Origin of the sequence: Frankia sp. AgB32, assembly GCF_023243045.1 — a bacterium.
Classification (GTDB): domain Bacteria; phylum Actinomycetota; class Actinomycetes; order Frankiales; family Frankiaceae; genus Frankia.
The window spans coordinates 46,545-62,668 of sequence record NZ_JALKFX010000015.1 but is presented as its reverse complement, the minus strand read 5'-3'; the positions used below and the strand labels follow the sequence as shown (position 1 = coordinate 62,668).

12 protein-coding genes are annotated in these 16,124 nt (G+C 73.4%); 6 read left to right on the top strand and 6 right to left on the bottom strand.

Annotated features, from left to right (window positions below; all coding sequences use genetic code 11):
• Nucleotides 1-7: 7 nt before the first annotated feature.
• Entirely contained in the window at nt 8-2,479 is a 2,472-nt protein-coding gene (locus MXD60_RS07115; RefSeq protein WP_248818175.1) for a hypothetical protein, read from the bottom strand.
• Between the two features lie 342 nt (nt 2,480-2,821).
• Here MXD60_RS07115 and MXD60_RS07110 point away from each other — a divergent pair, with 342 nt between their 5' ends.
• The 3 genes from MXD60_RS07110 to MXD60_RS07100 are packed head-to-tail and all read left to right on the top strand — an operon-like array spanning nt 2,822 to nt 5,032.
• Nucleotides 2,822-3,301 (top strand): helix-turn-helix domain-containing protein, encoded by a 480-nt coding sequence (locus MXD60_RS07110; protein WP_248818174.1) that lies wholly within the window; start codon nt 2,822-2,824, stop codon nt 3,299-3,301.
• Between the two features lie 57 nt (nt 3,302-3,358).
• A complete protein-coding gene (locus MXD60_RS07105) occupies nt 3,359-4,030 on the top strand; it encodes a hypothetical protein (RefSeq protein ID WP_248818173.1) in 672 nt (223 codons plus the stop codon).
• Between the two features lie 6 nt (nt 4,031-4,036).
• Nucleotides 4,037-5,032, top strand: a complete 996-nt coding sequence (locus tag MXD60_RS07100) for an NlpC/P60 family protein (RefSeq protein ID WP_248818172.1) — start codon at nt 4,037-4,039, stop codon at nt 5,030-5,032.
• A gap of 27 nt (nt 5,033-5,059) precedes the next feature.
• On the opposite strand, the gene MXD60_RS07095 is transcribed toward MXD60_RS07100, so the two are convergent.
• The 4 genes from MXD60_RS07095 to MXD60_RS07080 all read right to left on the bottom strand — a co-directional run bounded on the left by MXD60_RS07095 (nt 5,060) and on the right by MXD60_RS07080 (nt 12,554).
• Complete coding sequence (locus tag MXD60_RS07095; protein ID WP_248818171.1) at nt 5,060-5,218, bottom strand: hypothetical protein; 159 nt, start codon at nt 5,216-5,218, stop codon at nt 5,060-5,062.
• A 418-nt stretch (nt 5,219-5,636) separates the two neighbouring features.
• A complete protein-coding gene (locus MXD60_RS07090; protein WP_248818170.1) occupies nt 5,637-7,238 on the bottom strand; it encodes an FAD-binding oxidoreductase in 1,602 nt (533 codons plus the stop codon).
• Between the two features lie 124 nt (nt 7,239-7,362).
• Entirely contained in the window at nt 7,363-9,876 is a 2,514-nt protein-coding gene (locus tag MXD60_RS07085; protein ID WP_248818169.1) for a serine/threonine-protein kinase, read from the bottom strand.
• An 8-nt stretch (nt 9,877-9,884) separates the two neighbouring features.
• On the bottom strand, nt 9,885-12,554 hold the full coding sequence (locus tag MXD60_RS07080; RefSeq protein WP_248818168.1) for a serine/threonine-protein kinase: 2,670 nt from the start codon (nt 12,552-12,554) through the stop codon (nt 9,885-9,887).
• A gap of 360 nt (nt 12,555-12,914) precedes the next feature.
• Between MXD60_RS07080 and pgi the strand changes: the two genes are divergently transcribed.
• Both pgi and MXD60_RS07070 read left to right on the top strand, forming a co-directional pair.
• Complete coding sequence (gene pgi, locus MXD60_RS07075) at nt 12,915-14,579, top strand: glucose-6-phosphate isomerase (protein ID WP_248818167.1); 1,665 nt, start codon at nt 12,915-12,917, stop codon at nt 14,577-14,579.
• A gap of 102 nt (nt 14,580-14,681) precedes the next feature.
• The gene (locus tag MXD60_RS07070; RefSeq protein WP_248818166.1) at nt 14,682-15,023 is read left to right on the top strand and encodes an STAS domain-containing protein; all 342 of its coding nucleotides are present in this window, start codon (nt 14,682-14,684) and stop codon (nt 15,021-15,023) included.
• A 100-nt stretch (nt 15,024-15,123) separates the two neighbouring features.
• Here the strand turns inward: MXD60_RS07070 and MXD60_RS07065 are convergent, their stop codons facing one another.
• Nucleotides 15,124-15,303 (bottom strand): hypothetical protein, encoded by a 180-nt coding sequence (locus MXD60_RS07065; protein WP_248818165.1) that lies wholly within the window; start codon nt 15,301-15,303, stop codon nt 15,124-15,126.
• A gap of 492 nt (nt 15,304-15,795) precedes the next feature.
• Here MXD60_RS07065 and MXD60_RS07060 point away from each other — a divergent pair, with 492 nt between their 5' ends.
• Complete coding sequence (locus MXD60_RS07060; protein ID WP_248818164.1) at nt 15,796-16,119, top strand: hypothetical protein; 324 nt, start codon at nt 15,796-15,798, stop codon at nt 16,117-16,119.
• Nucleotides 16,120-16,124 lie beyond the last annotated feature (5 nt).

The window sequence follows — 16,124 nt, the reverse complement described above, 5'->3', positions numbered from 1 at the left end:
TCCTTTCTCACGGGCGGGGCTCGCCCGGACGATCCGGTCCGGCGATCCGTGAGGGTGCCGTTGGTGACCGTAGGTCGCCGAATGATACGCCGATCGATGCGTCGTGATCCCTGGTAGTGGCCGGTGGGCCGCTCGTCGCGCCGCTCTGGGTACGTGTCGTGATCGGCCGGATGGCGCCGGATGAGGCTCCGGCTGGCCCTTCCCTGGTCTTCCCTGAAGCTCCTACCTCGGCTTTTGCGAGGATGAACAGGTTTTCGACCGCTGCTGCGGTGAGGCGCAGGTAGGCGCGGCGAGTTCGTCGGCGTAGTCGGGGGATGCGGACCGGAGTGTGCCGGCTGGGGTCCAGCCGCGGGTCGTAGGGGATCCGTACCAGCGCCTCCACCTGCCGGCCGAGCCGGGCCGCGGCGGCCCGGGTACGTGGCGACGGACGGCCGCGGCGGGGGGCGACGATCGCCGCGACGATGGGCGGGGCGCCGTCACCGGCGGGGCCGTCGCCGGCCGCCTCGCGGAACGCCCGCAGCCGCATGATCGTGGCTTCGAGGTCGGCCGCGGTGGCGAGGGTGACGAGGACGACGAGGTCCGCCGCCGCGACCGCCACATCGGTCAGCGGCGCCTCGGTCGGCGCGTCCACGAGGACGAGGGGATACGAGTGGGCGAGCAGGCCGAGCACCGACCGCAGGCCGCCAGGGGCGACGTGCTGGTCCGCGCCGGCGAGGACCGGCACATCCGGCTCCGCCGGCGCCCCGTCCCGCCGTGGTGGTTGCGCGAACCGGCCGGCGTCCGTTCTGAGTGGGAGGACGTCGAGGTCCCGCGCGCCGCCCCCACGCTGGCCAGCGATCATCAGACGTAGCTCGGTGGCCGCCCCGTCACCCGCCTGATGGGCGAGGACGTCGGCGATGTTGGTCGTTCCCGCCGAACCGACGCGGCTCGTCAGCGGGTCCCCTCTGGGCTCGTCCTCGTCGGCGGACGACGGCGAGGTGGCCACCGGTTCGGCGGGCTCGCCCGGCCAGAGGTCGACCGCGAGGACCGGATGGGCCCGCATCCCGGTCAGGGTCAGGCCGATCACCCCGGCCAGCGTCGTCGTCCCCGAGTAGGGGAACAGGGAGGTGACGGCGATCCGCCAGGACCCCGGGAGCGGGATGCGGGCACGGTCGCGGGCGGAGAGGCGAACCGGGATTTCCTCGCGCGGTTCGAGATCCCGCCCGCCACGCCATGACCGCGGCTCGGCAGCCGGCTGGTCCGGCCGGATCGCGGCTGGCTTGCCGGTGGGCGCGGGCGTCCTGACCGGGGGGCTCGGGCGGGAGGCGGGCAGCGGCGAGCCTGGCGCCGGCGTCTGGCGGGCGAGCGGGTCCAGCGGGACGTCGGGGGCCAGCGGCGGAGCCGGGTGCGGGTCGGCCGACGGTGGCGCGACCGCTGGGAGCCTGCTGTGCGTCGGCGAGACGGGGACGGGCGGGGCGGCCGCCGCCGAGTCCTGGTCGCGAGTCGACGTTTCCGGCTGGTTCGGGAGCAGCGCGCGGGTCGGCTCGCGCTCGTCCTTCTCGAGGTGCGGGAAGGAGACGGGTCCGGTCAGCGGGTCCGTCGGCGTCGGGCGCGACGACTGGGTTGGTTCGACCGGGCTGGCCGCCGCGATGGAACCGGTGACGGTGATGGAGTCGCCGATCGCGACGATCTCGGTGGCGGCGAGGGGAGCAGCGGCGGTCGAGGGGTCGGCGGAGCTTTTCTGGATCGCCTTGGATGGGTCACCGACGGTGATGCCAGGGTCAGACGGCGGCTCTGTGGCGCGGAGCGAAGCGCCGTCGCCGCCCACGCCGGACGCCGGTGTGGCGGGTGTGGCTGGTGTGGGCTGGACGGCTGGTGTGGGTTGGGCTGCGCTGGGGCGGGGCGGGGCGGACGCGCGCGGCGGCCGAGTGCGCTGCGTGTTCGGAGCGGGCTGCGCCGCGGTGGTGGGTGGGGTGTCCGCCGGGGTCGAACGCGGGGAGCCCGTCTGATCGGCGGTGCCCGTGGAGGCTCGGTGCCGGGCGGATTCTCCCTGGCCGCGCGGCGCGATCGCCGCCGGTCGGCCGGTCCGCCGGGTCCGACCACCCCCCGCGGGGTTCTGGGCCGCGGCGTCGTCGGATTTCGCGCCGCCCGCGGCGCCGGCGCGTGACCCGGACGTGACCTCGGCTGCGCTCGCACGTTCCGCATCCGATTCGTTCGTGGATGTCGCATCATCGAGGTGGAACGCCTCGCTCTGCCACGCCTCGTCGGGTGGTTCGGGCGCTTCCGACTCAGCTCGCCGCCGGTGTCGACGGCGGCCGGAACGGGGGTAGAGGGACGACTCGGTGTCGTCGCTGGCCGGCGCACCGCCTGGGCCGTACTGGTTCTCGTGGTCGGACAGCCGCTGGGAACGGGAGGCCGCGGTGGGCAGGCGGGCCCCGATGAGGGAGACCGGCCGCGCGTCACCTTCCTCACCGTGCGGTGCCTGTGGCACATCGCTCACGCGCCGTCGCCCTCCCGGCTCTCTCAGGCTAGCTAGTGCCAGTTAAGGTTACTTACGGTTACTTATCTTTGGCTGCGGTCGGATCGATGTAACACGAGCCATTCGAGTATGACAAGCTTTGGTTGAGGCTACCCATGACAAGTGGGTCGGTGTAGTTTTCGGAGCCGGAACGTGAGAGTGCGGGACGGGTCACCCCTGCGAACCGGTGGCCTGGCTGGGTGTGCGTAGTCGAGTGGGACCGGGGTCGGCGGGGGTGGCCGGGGGCCGAGTAGCGGCGCAACGTTGATCGTGCGGCGGAGCAAACAGTGAAGGGAGCGTCGGGTGGCGCAGGATGGCTTCTCGATGTCCTCCCCCCGTCCGTCCGGTCGGGTCGGGCGTCCGGCCGGCCCGCAGGGTGCGCCGCCCGCGTCCGGCTGGCCCGCGCCAGTCGGCCCGGTGTCGCCTCGCGCCGCGTCCGGCGGGGCCGTCCGGCCCCGCGGCAGCTCGGCCAACGCGGCCAGGTCGGTCGGTCTGCCACCCGCCGCGTCACCGGGCACCTCCGCCGGCGCGGCAACCGCCGGCGCGGCAACCGCCGGCGCGGCAACCGCCGGCGCGGCATCCGGTGGGGGCGGGGCGACCGGGCCGGGCGCGGCGCAGCCAGCGGCGCGCCCGTCGGACGACGACGAGGTGCTCACCGTCGATGAACTGGTCGCCTGGTTGCGGCTGTCCGAGAGCACGGTCCTGAAACTGCTCTCGGAGCGAGCGATCCCGGCCCGCAAGGTCGGCCACCAGTGGCGGGTGCGGCGGGGGCGGGTCCGGGACTGGCTGGACGGCCGCGAATGACCACGTCGGCGGCGGTGGCCGGCCTGGCACGCGGCCGGCGGTAGGCGGCAGCGCTACGTGATCGCGATCCGACCTGGAGCCGGCGTCGCCGGCCGGCGCGGCGCCGTGCTCGGCCCGTTGGTGTGGCTGACCCTGGTGGCCGCGCTGGCCGGCTGCGGCTCGTTCGGCCACGTCACCGAGGTGTCCTCGCCGAGCCCGTCGGTGACGACGGGGCCGCCGCCCGGGGCGAGCCAGGCTCCCGGACCGCCGCTCGCCACCGCGACCGCGCCGGCGAGCGGCCAGGTCGACCACACCGATCCCGCCGCGGTCGCGGCCGACTGCTTCACCCGCTGGCAGTCGTTCGACGCGCGGACGGATTCCGGGCCGACGGCCGGCCTGGACCGGGCTCGGGACTGTCTCACCGATGACTTCGCCGCGTCCCTGGGCGTGGGCGCGACGGCCGGCCCGGCCGCGGGTGCCGACGGCCAGGCGTGGCAGGACCTGCGGGCCGCGGGCACCCGCTCGACGGTGTCCGTCCTCGCGACCACCCCGCTCGGCGGGATCGACACGAGCGCGACCGGCCGGGTCGTGCTCCAACTGAACGTGCGTCGCGAGACGGTCTCGGGAAGCCAGGCGCCGGTCGTGGCCGTGTCCACACCGGCCCTGACGATGCTTCGCCAGCTGGACGGGACGTGGCGGGTGGCCGGGGCGGATCTCGCCAACGCCGCCGGCGACGCTCCGGGGCGGTAGGCGGGGATGGCCCGTCGGTTTCCGCCTGGTCGGTCAGGCTGGCTGATGTGGCTGGGCGTCGGTTCGGTGGTGGTCGTCGGCGGGATCATCCTGCTGGTCTCGCTACTGATCGTCATGGTGGCCGGGCCGTTCATCGGTGATCACGGCAAGGGCGACCGGGCGATCCAGAACTCCGACGGCATCCCCGCCGAGTACGTCAAAATGATCACTGATGCGGCGAACGACGCCGGCTGCGCGGAGGTGACGCCGGCGTTGCTGGCCGCCCAGTTGCAGCAGGAGTCCGGCTTCAACCCGCGGGCCACCTCCCCCGTCGGCGCCATGGGCATCGCCCAGTTCATGCCCGCCACCTGGGCCGGTCACGGCCGGGGCGACGTGTGGAATCCGGCGGACGCGATCCCCGCCGCGGCCCGGTACGACTGCGAGGTGGCGGCGTCCGTCGCGTCGGTGCCGGGCGACGGGCAGGAGAAGATGCTCGCCGCGTACAACGCCGGCGCCGGCGCGGTGCTCGCCTTCGCGGGCGTCCCGCCCTACACCGAGACGCGCAACTACGTGCGCACGATCCTCGCTCAGTCGCAGGTGTACGGCGACTCCCTGCAGGTGGGGGTCGACATCCCGCCGGGCACGATCGCGCCGGTGATCGAGTTCGTGCAGGCGCAGATCGGCAAGCCGTACGTGTGGGGCGCGACAGGGCCGGACACCTGGGACTGCTCGTCGCTCGTGCAGGCCGCGTACCGGCTCGTCGGCATCGAACTGCCCCGGGTCACCACGGACCAGCTCGCGTTCGGACCGGCGGTCGCGGGCGTCGACCCGCAGCCGGGTGATCTGCTGTTCACGCCTGGTTCGGACGGCACGGCCGACGCTCCCGGCCACGTCGGGATGTACATCGGCGAGGGCAAGGTCATCGCGGCCAAGGGCGCGCGGTGGGGGGTCGTGGAGTCCGATATCTCGGACTGGACCGGGACGGTCGCCGTGACCCGCCCGCTGGCCAGGGAGATTCGCTAGCGGACGGGTCACGAGGCCGGTCTCCGGTCAGGCCGCTGCCTGGGAGACGAAGTCGGACAGGCCGTTGGCAACACCGCCGAGCGCCCCGACCGCGCTGTGAACGACGTCCGCGGCGCTGCCTGGGGAGGTCACCGCGTAGAAGATGATGAACAGCCCGATACCCCACGGCCAGATGAGTCGACTCATGTAAAACCTCGCAGCACAGCCAACCGGCACGGCCGGACGGACACCCAATGCCGGCTCGTCACCGACAGCATTTGTCTACTCACCTTAAGTAGTGCCTGCAAGATGAACCGCCGATGCGGCCGTGCTCACCCTCGCCGTGTGAGCTCGCGTTCACCCGCGGTGGGGGAGAAAACCCGAAGGTCGACGGCCGGCGAAGTCGGGCGCTCCGCCGAATACCGCCGCGGACAAGGCCCGCCGCGGATCGGGACACCTATTGGACAGGGGTATGACCATGGGTAGCCAATGGGCAACGGATGAGTAACGAGCGTCTAATGGAGCGGACCGCCCCGGGCCGGTGACGTCGACTCCCGGCCCGGGGTCGGCCCCCGCCGCGGACCCTGGCCCGTCCCGCCGGGTCCTGACGGATGTCAGGCGGGCGTCAGGCGGGCGTCAGGCCCTGCGCGAACCGGAAGACACTGGTCGGGTCGTAGGCTCGCTTGACCTGTCGTAGCCGATCGAGATTCGTCCCGTAGTAGGCCTGCGCCCAGCCGGCCAGTTCCGGATCGATGTAGTTCTGGTAGGCCGACCGGGAGACGTAGGGGGCTGTCGCGGCGATGGTGGACCGCAACCAGCCCTGGTTGGCCGCTTTCACCGCCGCGCTCGCGCCGATGGAGTACCCGGCGACGTACTGGGCGCTCGCGATCGCCCCCCGATGGACGAACGCCGTGTCACCCGGCGCGACCCGGTTGATCTCCCCGCCCCAGGAATCCAGGATGACCACGCCGGAGCCCGCGTCGGCGGTGCGCTGACGCCGCTCGATCGCGGCGAGCATCGCCTCGATGCCGCGGGCCGGCATCGGCTCCAGCAGGAAGGCCGACGCGGCCCGCTGGGCGACCCGGTTCAGCGTGCCCCCCGGCGTGCGACCGCTGAGATGGCAGGACGCCACGCTCCGGCCGGCGCAACCCGCTTCGATGAGCATCGCGGCACGATGCCCGCGGGTGACGACGGAGGTGCTGGACGGCGGATGCCCGGCGGCGTCCACGAGCGCGGCGAGCTGCGCGCGCAGCCCGGCGACGGCGGCGTCGTCGGCGCTGCCGGAGAGCACGCCACTGACCCGCAGCACCGGCGTGCCGCCGACCCCGCTCGCCGGCGCGGAGGAGACGACGCACGTGGACCAGACGGTGTCCGGCGCGCCGCCCGGCTCGGAGATCCATTTCTGCCAGCCGGCGACCACGTCGGCGGCCGCCGCCCACGGCCAGTGGAGGGTGAACAGCGCCAGCGGCGTCGCCCGGTGGGTGGCGAAGGTGAACGACGTGACGATGCCGACGTTGCCGCCGCCGGCGCCGCGCAGCGCCCAGAACAGGTCCGGTTCGTGCTCGGCGTCGGTGTGCACGGTCTCGCCCGAGGCGAGCACGACGTCGGCGGAGACCATCCGATCACAGGTCAGGCCGTAGCGGCGGCCGAGCACGCCGATACCGCCCCCGAGGGCCAGCCCGGCGATGCCCACGGTCGGGCAGGAACCCGCCGGCAGGGCCAGGTCGGCCTGACCGAGGCGGTCGTAGACGTCGACCAGCAGCGCTCCCGCGCCGATCCGCGCGAGGCCGCCACCGACGACGGTCACCGCGGCCATCGGCGTCACGTCGACGACGAGGCCGGTCGTCGTGGAGTAGCCGCCGTAGCTGTGGCCACCCGCCCGGGCGGCCAGTGGCAGCCCGCTGCGCCGGGCGAAGTCGACGCACGCCGCCACATCCGCCGGTGACGTCGCGCGCGCGACCGCCTGCGGCCGGATCGAGTCGAACGCCGGATCGAACAGCTGACTGGCGTCGGCGTAGTCGGGGTTGCCCGGCCGCAGCAGCGGGCCCGCCAGCCTGCCCTCCAGCGCGGCCCAGTCGGCGTCGCTCGCGGTGGCGTCGCGCGGGCCCGGTCCGCCGCCGGAGTCGTCGCAGCCGCCGAGCAGGCCGCCGCCGGCCGCGAGCCCCGCCAGGGACAGCCCGCCGGCACCGGCGGCCCGCAGCAGGGACCGCCTGTCCGGACCGCGCATGAGTCCTCCCAGCCGAGCCTTCCGGGCGGAATCCGGCGCCGCACCCGGTGTCGCGCGGCGCGGAATCCTCCCGCGAACGTATGCCATCCGGGTCCCCGCCGGGTGTGTCAGGACTCGGCGGACCTCAGGATTCGGGCGGGGTCAGCACGGTCGTCAGGAAACCGTCCGTCTCCACCCGCCGGATCGTTCCGTCCCCGGCGGACGCGATGTAGAGCGCCCCGGACGGATCGACGACCACCCCGGACGGAGTGCTGAGCGGAACCTGGGTCGCCAGCGTCCTGGCATCCTGCTCGGACGAGTAGGTGCCCGAGCCGGCGACGGTGTTGATCACACCCTTCGCGTCGGCCCGGCGGATGACGTTGTTGCCGGCGTCCGCGATGTACAGCGAGCCGTCCGGGCCGAGCGCCAGGCCCCGGGGGTTGTACAGCTGGGCCGCGGTGGCGGGGCCGCCGTCACCGCGACGTCCCTCCGTGCCCTGCTTGCCGGCGACCAGGCTGATGACGCCCGAACGGTCGATCCGCCGCACAGTGTCACTGCCGGCATCGGCGACGTAGAGGGTGCCGTCGTGGGCCAGGGCCAGGCCGCTGGGGTCGGACAGGGTGGCGTTGACGGCCGGGCCGCCGTCGCCGGCTGACCCCGACTCGTCCTGCCGGCCGGCGACCGTGCTGATCTGTCCGTTCTCGATCCGCCGGACCCGGTAGCCCTCGGTGACGTAGACGACGCCCTTGCCGTCCACCGCGACGGCGTAGGGGTCGTCGAGGTACGCCCTGGTGGCGTCGCCCTTGTCGGCGACCGAACCGGTGGAGGAGTCGCGCCCCGTGCCGGCGATGGTGGTGATGATCCCGTCGGTGCCGATCCGGCGGATGCGGCCCGCGTCGGTCTCGGCCAGGTAGATCGCGCCATCGGGACCGACCGCGACCCCGACCGGCTGCTGGAGTTCGGCGGCCAGCGACGGGCCGTGGTCGCCGAGGACCGGAGTCGGTGACGGCGAGGGCTCGACCGACGGCGTCGGGTGGGGGCCGCTGCCGCCGAGGCGGGTGGCCTTCCCTTCGGCGGTGAACTGGATGACCTGGCCCTGTCCGACCTCGGTGCCCGGATCGGTGACGTAGAGCGTGCCGTTGGCGGCGAGGGCCAGCGCGTGGGCGTCCTCCAGCCCGGAGTACGTGACCGCCGCACCGCCGTAGGCGGCGAGGCGCTTGTCATCGCCTCCGCCGCCGATCCCGCCGAGGCCGATGAGCAGCCCGACGGTGAGGGCCAGCACCGCGACCGCCGCCACCGCGGCGATCACAAGCCGGCGGCGGTTGTCGGGCCGGTGACGACGCCCCGCGCGGGCGGTCGGCGAGGGCGGTCCGAGCGCCGTCCGCGGGATGGGCGCCGGCCCGCCCGGATGCCACTGGTCCGGGGGCCGATGGTCCGGCGCCCGATGATCGACGCGGGTCGGCCCGCCCGGGGCCGGCGGGGCGGCGGCGTTCCAGGCCGGGGCATTCGGTGCCGGCGCATTCGGCCCGGCATCGGGGCCTGACCAGCGGGATCCGTTCGGCACCGTGGCGTCGGGCATGATCTGCTGGCCCGGTCCGGACGGGGTCTGCTGACCGGGGCCGGACGGGAATTGCTGGCCCGGTCCGGACGGGGTCCACTGACCGGGGCCGGACGGGAATCGCTGACCTGGCCCGGAGGGCGTCCCCTGGCCCGGGTCGTAGGAGCTGGGCCCGGTGCCTGGCTGGTGGCCGGCTGCGGCGAGTACCTCGTCGGGCAGTCGGACGGGCACGCGGCTCGCGTTCAGCCAGCCCGGACCGATCGACGCGGTGGTCGCGGCGGCGAGCCGGACCGCGAAATCGAGAGCGGTCGGCGGCCGCCAGCCCGGTTCCTTCGCCATCGCCGAGATGATCACCTTGGCCACGGGGTGAGGCGCCTCGGACAGCGGGAGGGGCGCCACGGACAGGTGGTGGTGCAGCAGCGCCGCGACGGGAAGGTCCGGAGGGAACGGTGAGCGACCCGCGAGCAGTTCGTAGAGGACGACACCCAGCGCGTACAGATCGGTGCCCGGGCCGAGGCGGCCGCCGGTGATCTGCTCCGGGGCCATGTATCGAGGAGTGCCGACCAGGCCGGTCGTCGTCGCCGCGGTCGCCTCCACGATCTTGGCGATGCCGAAGTCGGCGACCTTGGGGGTGCCGTCCTCGGTGAACAGCAGGTTGTCGGGCTTGATGTCGCGGTGCAGCACGCCGTGGCTGTGGGCCGCGGCCAGCGCCACCGCGGCGGCCACCCCGATCGCGCCCGCCGAGGCCGGGGCGCTCAGCGTCCGCCCGCGCCCGCGCAGGCTGCCGCCGGTGAGCTGCTCCATCACCAGCAGGCACAGACCGTCGGACTCCACGTAGTCGTAGATGCGCACGACATGGGGATGGTCCAGGCCGGCCAGGACCCTGGCCTCGCCGAGGAAACGGGTCCGCAGGCCGCCGTCGGAGTCACCGACGTCGCCGCCCTCGGTCGGGTCCAGCAGCACCTTGACGGCGACCGGGCGGTCGATGAGCCGGTGTCGACCGGCGAGCACCACGCCGAAGCCGCCGCGGCCGAGTTCGGCGCCCAGTTCGTAGCCGGGCAGGGCGGCGGACACCCGGCCGACGTCGATCTGTTCCCTCATCGCGGGGCTCAGCCCGGCTGGGCGATGGTCGAAACAGTGCCGTTCGGGTCGATGCGGCGGACCCGGTCGTTGCCGTTGTCCGAGATGTAGATCGAGCCGCTGCCGTCGGCGACCACCGAGCTCGGGTTCTTGAACTGGGCGGCGGTCGCTGGGCCGCCGTCACCGGAGGAGCCCTCGACACCCGTGCCGGCGATCGTGGTGATGATGCCGTTCGGGTCGATCTTGCGGATCCGGTTGTTGCGGTAGTCGGCGATGTAGAAGGTCTTGCCGTCGGGTCCGAGCGACACCGAGGGCACGTTGAGCTTGGCGGCCGTGGCCGGTCCGCCGTCGCCGGAGTAGCCGCCGTCGCCGGTGCCGGCGATCGTGCTGATGATGCCGTCCGGGGTGACCTTCTGGATGGTGTCGCTGCCGAGGTCGGCGAAGTAGAGCGTGCCGTCGGAGCCCATGGCGAGGTCGTTCGGACCGTTGATCTTCGCCTGGGTGGCCGGCCCGTTCGCGCCGGTGTAGCCGGCGACACCGGTCCCGACGTACGTGCTGATGATGCCGTTCGGGTCGACCTTGCGGATGCGGTGGTTCTCGTAGTCGGAGAGGAAGAGGCTGCCGTCGGGCCCGACGACGACCTTCTCGGCGCTGTTGATCTGTGCGGCGGTGGCCGGGCCGCCGTCGCCGCCGTAGCCGGCGGTGCCGGTGCCGACGACCGTCGTGATCACGCCGGCCGGCGTGACCTTGCGGATGCGGTTGTTCTTCGCGTCCCCGATGAAGACGTCGCCGGCCTTGTCGCGCACGGTCGAGCCGGGGCCGTCAAGCTGGGCGGAGGTGGCCGGGCCGCCGTCCCCACTGATCCCGCCCGCGCCGGTCCCGGCGAAGTCGCTCGCAACCCCGGCCGGGGTGATCTTCTGGACGCGGTCGGTCGCCAGGCTGGACACCAGCAGCGCGCCGTCCGGCTGGATCGACAGGCTGTACGGGCTGAGCCCCTGCACCGTCAGCGCCGGGCCCACGTACGCCTTGGCCGTCACCGCCGGGCGGCCGCCTGATCCGCCGTCGCCCCCGCCGCCGGAGTTCGCCACCGCCAGCACGATGCCGACAGTGATCGCCGCGATGAAGACGAACGCCGTCCCAGCGATGAGCCATGTCGTCTGTTTCCGACTGAGGCCCGTACCGCCGCCCTGACCAGGCCCGCCCCGGTGCGCGGAGTGCGCCGACCCGCGCGGCGGCGGACCGTACGGCCCACCGGCGGGCGTTCCGGCGCCGGCAGGCCCGCCGGGTCCGTAGCCGCCGCCGAGCGGCCGGGGTGGCGGGGTGCGGGACGGTGGGGTCGAGCCGGGTTGATGCGCGTTCCAACCGCCCGGCTGCTGGCCCGGACCGCCACGCGCCGTCGGCGCGTTGGTGAATCCGGCGTCACCCGGCGCGGTCGGTCCTGGCCCGGTTGGTCCCGGCCCGGCCTGCCCTGGCGTGGACTGCCCGCCGGGCGCCGCCGTGCCGGGGATGGCCTGGCCGGGACGCCCCGGGTAGCCGGCGGGCGGGTAGCCGACGCCAGGTCCGCCCGGGCGCCCAGGCCCACTCGGGCCAGCTCCCCCCGGGCCCATCCCCCCCGGGCCCATCCCCCCCGGGCCCATCCCCCCCGGCCCCATCCCCCCCGGGCCCATCCCGCCCGGTCCGACGCCGCCCGGGCGTCCGCCGCCAGGTCCGCCGAAGGCCCCTGGCGTGCCCGGGTACCCCGCGGGGCGCGGGCCCGAGCCCGGATATCCCCCCGGTCCGCCGGGGGCGGGCCGGGGGGTCGTCGACACGCCCAGCGCGGCGTCGCGGATCTCGTCGTCCACCCGGAGCTTGACCTCGGAACGGGACAGCCAGTTCGGGCCGAAGGCCCGGCTGGCGGCGCGGCCGAGCTCCAGCGCGAAGTCGTTCGCGTCGGCGAAGCGGGCGTTCGGGTCCTTCGCCAGGGCCCGCATGATCACCATCGAGACCGGCGGCGGGACCGTGGTCAGCGGCTCCGGCATGATCGTCAGATGGTGGTGGGTGAGCGGCTGGACGGCCATCTGGCGGCCGAACAGCGGCCGGCCGGCGATCATCTCGTAGAGCACGCCGGCGAGGGCGTAGAGGTCCGTCGACGGGAACAGCCGGACGCCCATGATCTGCTCGGGGGCCATGTAGCGCGGCGTGCCGAGGATCGCGCTCGCCGTCGTCTCCGCCCCGTCGAAGATCTTGGCAATGCCGAAGTCGGTCACCTTCAGCAGGCCGCCGCCGTCGAACATGATGTTGTCCGGCTTGACGTCGCGGTGCAGCACGCCCTGGGCATGCGCGGTGGACAGCGCCGCCGCGGCCGCCAGCCCGACGGAGACCGTCGTCTCCGGCGACAGCGGGCCGCTGCTGATGCGCTGCTTGAGGGTCCCGCCGGAGAGCAGCTCCATCACGAGCAGGCAGGTGCCCTCGTGCTCGACGTAGTCGTGGATGCGGACGATGTGCGGATGGTCGAGCTCGGCCAGGACCCGCGCCTCGGACAGGAAGCGGGCGCGCAGCTCGGGGTCGTCGGAGGTGTCGAGAAGGATCTTGATGGCCACCTTGCGGCCGATGAGCCGGTGCTGACCGGCCAGGACGAGGCCGTACCCACCCCGGCCCAGGTCGCCCTCGACGGAGTAACCCGGGAGCGCCGCCTCCACCAGTGATCTGTCAATCAGCAAGGTTCAGATCCGTCCGCTAACGCCGTCGGCCACTGGGCGCACCGCTGTCCCGTCCCGACCGGAGCGTCCTGGCCAGCATTGACACGTTCGCCGGGTTCCTGGCGATCCTACGACCTCGACCTTCCCATTCCGGCGCCCGTCCGGGGGCGCCTCCCGACGTCGGATCGGCGACATGGGCATGCTTGCGATGGTCGACGAGCGTCGGCACCGCCACAGCCGTAGATGACGCACCGGGAGCTCGAACTGACGTGCCGCAGGCCACGGAAGACGCTGCTTCGGCACGGATGGCGATGAACCCCGGCCGGCGATAGTTGTCGTGGCGGAACGTGCTGAACCTTGTGAGGAAGGGTGTCCCACGTCATGTCGACAAGCGAGCCCACTGCCCCGGCCGCCGCGCCGGACATCACCACGACGCCGGAATGGGCGGCGCTGACCGCTCATCTCGGCGAGATGTCGGCGGTGTCGTTGCAAGGACTGTTCGACGCCGATCCCACCCGCGGTGAGACGTTCACCGCTGAAGCCGACGGGCTCTATCTCGACTACTCCAAGAATCTGCTGACCGGACAGACGGTCGACCTTCTCGTCGCGCTGGCGCGCCGCGCCGGGCTGGCCGGGCGGATCGAGGCCATGTTCACCGGCGAGCGCATCAACGTGACGGAGGACCGGCCGGTCCTGCACGTGGCGCTGCGGGCGGCGGCCGACGCCCGGATCGAGGTCGACGGCGAGAACGTGGTGCCCGAGGTGCACCAGGTGCTCGACCGGATGTCGGCCTTCGCCGAGCGGGTGCGTTCCGGCCAGTGGCGCGGTGCCACCGGGGAACGGATCACCACGGTGGTCAACATCGGCATCGGTGGTTCCGATCTGGGGCCGGCGATGGTGTACGACGCGCTGCGCGACTACGCCGACCGGGGCATCGAGGGTCGGTTCGTCAGCAACGTCGACCCCACCGACATCTGGGAGGCGACCGCGGATCTCGACCCGGCGCGGACGCTGTTCATCGTCGCGTCCAAGACGTTCACCACGCTGGAGACGCTCGCGAACGCCCGGGCCGCGCGCGCCTGGCTGACGGCCACGCTCGGTGAGGACGCGGTCGCCCGCCATTTCGTGGCGGTGTCGACGAATGCCGAGAAGGTCGCCGAGTTCGGTATCGACACCGAGAACATGTTCGGGTTCTGGGACTGGGTCGGCGGTCGGTACTCGGTGGACTCGGCGATCGGCCTGTCGGTGCTGATCTCGATCGGGCCGGCGCACTTCCGGGAGTTCCTCGACGGGTTCCGCGCGGTGGACACCCACTTCCGCACCGCGCCGTTCGAGCGGAACCTGCCCGTCCTGCTCGGGCTGATCGGGGTGTGGTATCGCGACTTCCTCGGGTACGACACCCATGCCGTGCTGCCATACAGCCAGTACCTCGGCCGTTTTCCGGCCTACCTGCAGCAGCTCGACATGGAGAGCAACGGCAAACGGGTCGATCTCGCCGGCCGGCCGCTGCGGACGGATTCCGGCCCGGTCGTGTGGGGTACTCCCGGCACGAACGGACAGCACGCCTACTACCAGCTGCTGCATCAGGGCACCTCGGTCGTGCCCGCCGATTTCATCGGATTCGTCGAGCCGAACCACCCGGGTGTCGGCGCGGCCGACGGGCCGGACCAGCACGCCCTGCTGATGGCCAACTTCCTCGCCCAGACCGAGGCGCTCGCTTTCGGCAAGTCCGCCGAACAGGTCGCCGCGGAGGGCGTCGAGCCCTGGCTCGTCCCGCACCGCACCTTCCCGGGTAACCGGCCGACCAACACCCTGCTCGCGTCCCGACTGAGCCCGTTCACTCTCGGGCAGCTCATCGCCCTTTACGAGCACAAGGTCTTCACCCAGGGGACGGTCTGGGGCATCAACAGCTTCGACCAGTGGGGAGTGGAGCTCGGCAAGGTGCTCGCCGGCCGGATCGTGCCGGAGCTGACCGCGCCGGCCGGCTCGGCGCTGGGGCACGACAGCTCGACGAACACGCTGATCAGGCGGCTGCGTAACGGCTGAGCGACGGCCGAGAAAGGCGGCGGGCCGACCTCGTCATGTTACTCTCCGTAAGTAAGGGGGGTCGGCCCCGTGCGGCGACGAGGACCTCGGGGGGCGGGCACGATGCGGGTCGACGCCGGAGCCCTCACCATGTCCGTCCGGCGCTCGGGTGAGGACGTGCTCATCGAGCTGGCCGGTGAGCTCGACACCGCCGGCAGGCTGAGGTTCCGCGAGCAGGTCGGCGAGCTGCTCGGCCGGGGCGGCGGAACGGTGACGGTGGACGTGGCGGGCCTGCGGTCGATCGACATTCCGGGGCTCGCCGCCCTGCTGCGCGCCGACCTGCTGCTGCGCCGCGTCCACTCCGAGCTGCGGATCTCCTCGGCGACCCCGGCCTTCACGGCCCTGCTGCGGGACACCGGCCTCGACGGTCGCCTGCGGGTCAGCGACACCACCCGCAACGGCTGACCCTGGCGCTGGCCCGCCCCGGCGGATACTGGTCCGGCTGGGCGGGTCGGGCTTGGGCGGGTCGGGCTTGGGCGGGTCGGGGTGTGGGCCGCGCGCCGGGTCAGGTCGTCAGCGACGGCTGGCCGGCGAGCGGACGTGTGGGTGCCGCCGTCCCCGGCCCGGCCAGCCCAGGCCGGCCCGTCCCGGGCTCGGCCCTCGGCGCCGCGGCGGCCAGCGGCATCGTCGCGGTGAAGGACGGCGGGGCGGCCGCGGCCGGCATCGCCTCGGCGGCGATGGTCACGCTCGGTAGCGAAACCGCAGCGGTATCGTCGCCGCGTCATGTGTCGCAAAAGGGCCCAAAAGTGTCGGCCGAGTGGTCCGCCCGTCCGCGGGTTGCTCGGCCGGCCGGGCCGTCGCCTCCCGCTCGCCGCTGCCCGGGCCGTCGACGGCCGGTTCCCCGTCGGATCTGGCCACCGCCGCACGGGAATCGGTCAGCTTCCGCTCGACTCCACTCATCATCAACATTCCTGCCATGACGAGGAGCGGAAAGCCGAGCACGATCAACAGAACGGGTGGCGTGAGACTCACCGATGAACCCCCAGGCCGGCGTCCAACATCGTCGGCGGCGCCGCCGCTCGCGCCGCACGGTAGACCTTCCCCTCCGCCGCGTGGGATCACCTCCGCGCAGCCATCTCACCCGCGGCGGGTAGCCGTCCGAACCGGGGCCGCGTCACCGTTATGGCTATCCCCGCCACTGTTCCCGGGGACGCCACGCTCGTACGCTTCCACCAACATGTCTGTGCGGCCCGTATCTTTTCCCGCCTACGGCGGCCGTCCGTCGGTGGCGGACGCGGATCTGCTGGCGCGGATCCGCCTGCTCGCCGAGCAGGTCGACTACGCCCTCGCCGAGATCGCCCTGCGGCGCGCCGCCTACCGGCGGGTCTGCGAGGAGGAGGCCGGCTGGCAGTGGTCGCCGGGCGGGATCGAGGCGCTCAGCCGGCCGCCGGTCGCCGAGGCGCTCTCCCTGCAGCTCGTCGCGGTGGAACGGCTCCGCCTGTGGGCCCAGGAGCTGCTCTGGTTGCAGGAGCAGGCCAGGCTGCGCGGCCTGCTGGGGTGAGCTGG

What these genes read in the sequence shown, in the direction of transcription:
- MXD60_RS07070 (WP_248818166.1), top strand. Translation starts at nt 14,682, where the DNA reads ATGCGGGTCGACGCCGGAGCCCTCACCATGTCCGTCCGGCGCTCGGGT.
- pgi (WP_248818167.1), top strand. Translation starts at nt 12,915, where the DNA reads ATGTCGACAAGCGAGCCCACTGCCCCGGCCGCCGCGCCGGACATCACC.
- MXD60_RS07095 (WP_248818171.1), bottom strand. Translation starts at nt 5,218, where the DNA reads ATGAGTCGACTCATCTGGCCGTGGGGTATCGGGCTGTTCATCATCTTC.
- MXD60_RS07100 (WP_248818172.1), top strand. Translation starts at nt 4,037, where the DNA reads ATGGCCCGTCGGTTTCCGCCTGGTCGGTCAGGCTGGCTGATGTGGCTG.
- MXD60_RS07090 (WP_248818170.1), bottom strand. Translation starts at nt 7,238, where the DNA reads ATGCGCGGTCCGGACAGGCGGTCCCTGCTGCGGGCCGCCGGTGCCGGC.
- MXD60_RS07060 (WP_248818164.1), top strand. Translation starts at nt 15,796, where the DNA reads ATGTCTGTGCGGCCCGTATCTTTTCCCGCCTACGGCGGCCGTCCGTCG.
- MXD60_RS07085 (WP_248818169.1), bottom strand. Translation starts at nt 9,876, where the DNA reads ATGAGGGAACAGATCGACGTCGGCCGGGTGTCCGCCGCCCTGCCCGGC.
- MXD60_RS07110 (WP_248818174.1), top strand. Translation starts at nt 2,822, where the DNA reads ATGTCCTCCCCCCGTCCGTCCGGTCGGGTCGGGCGTCCGGCCGGCCCG.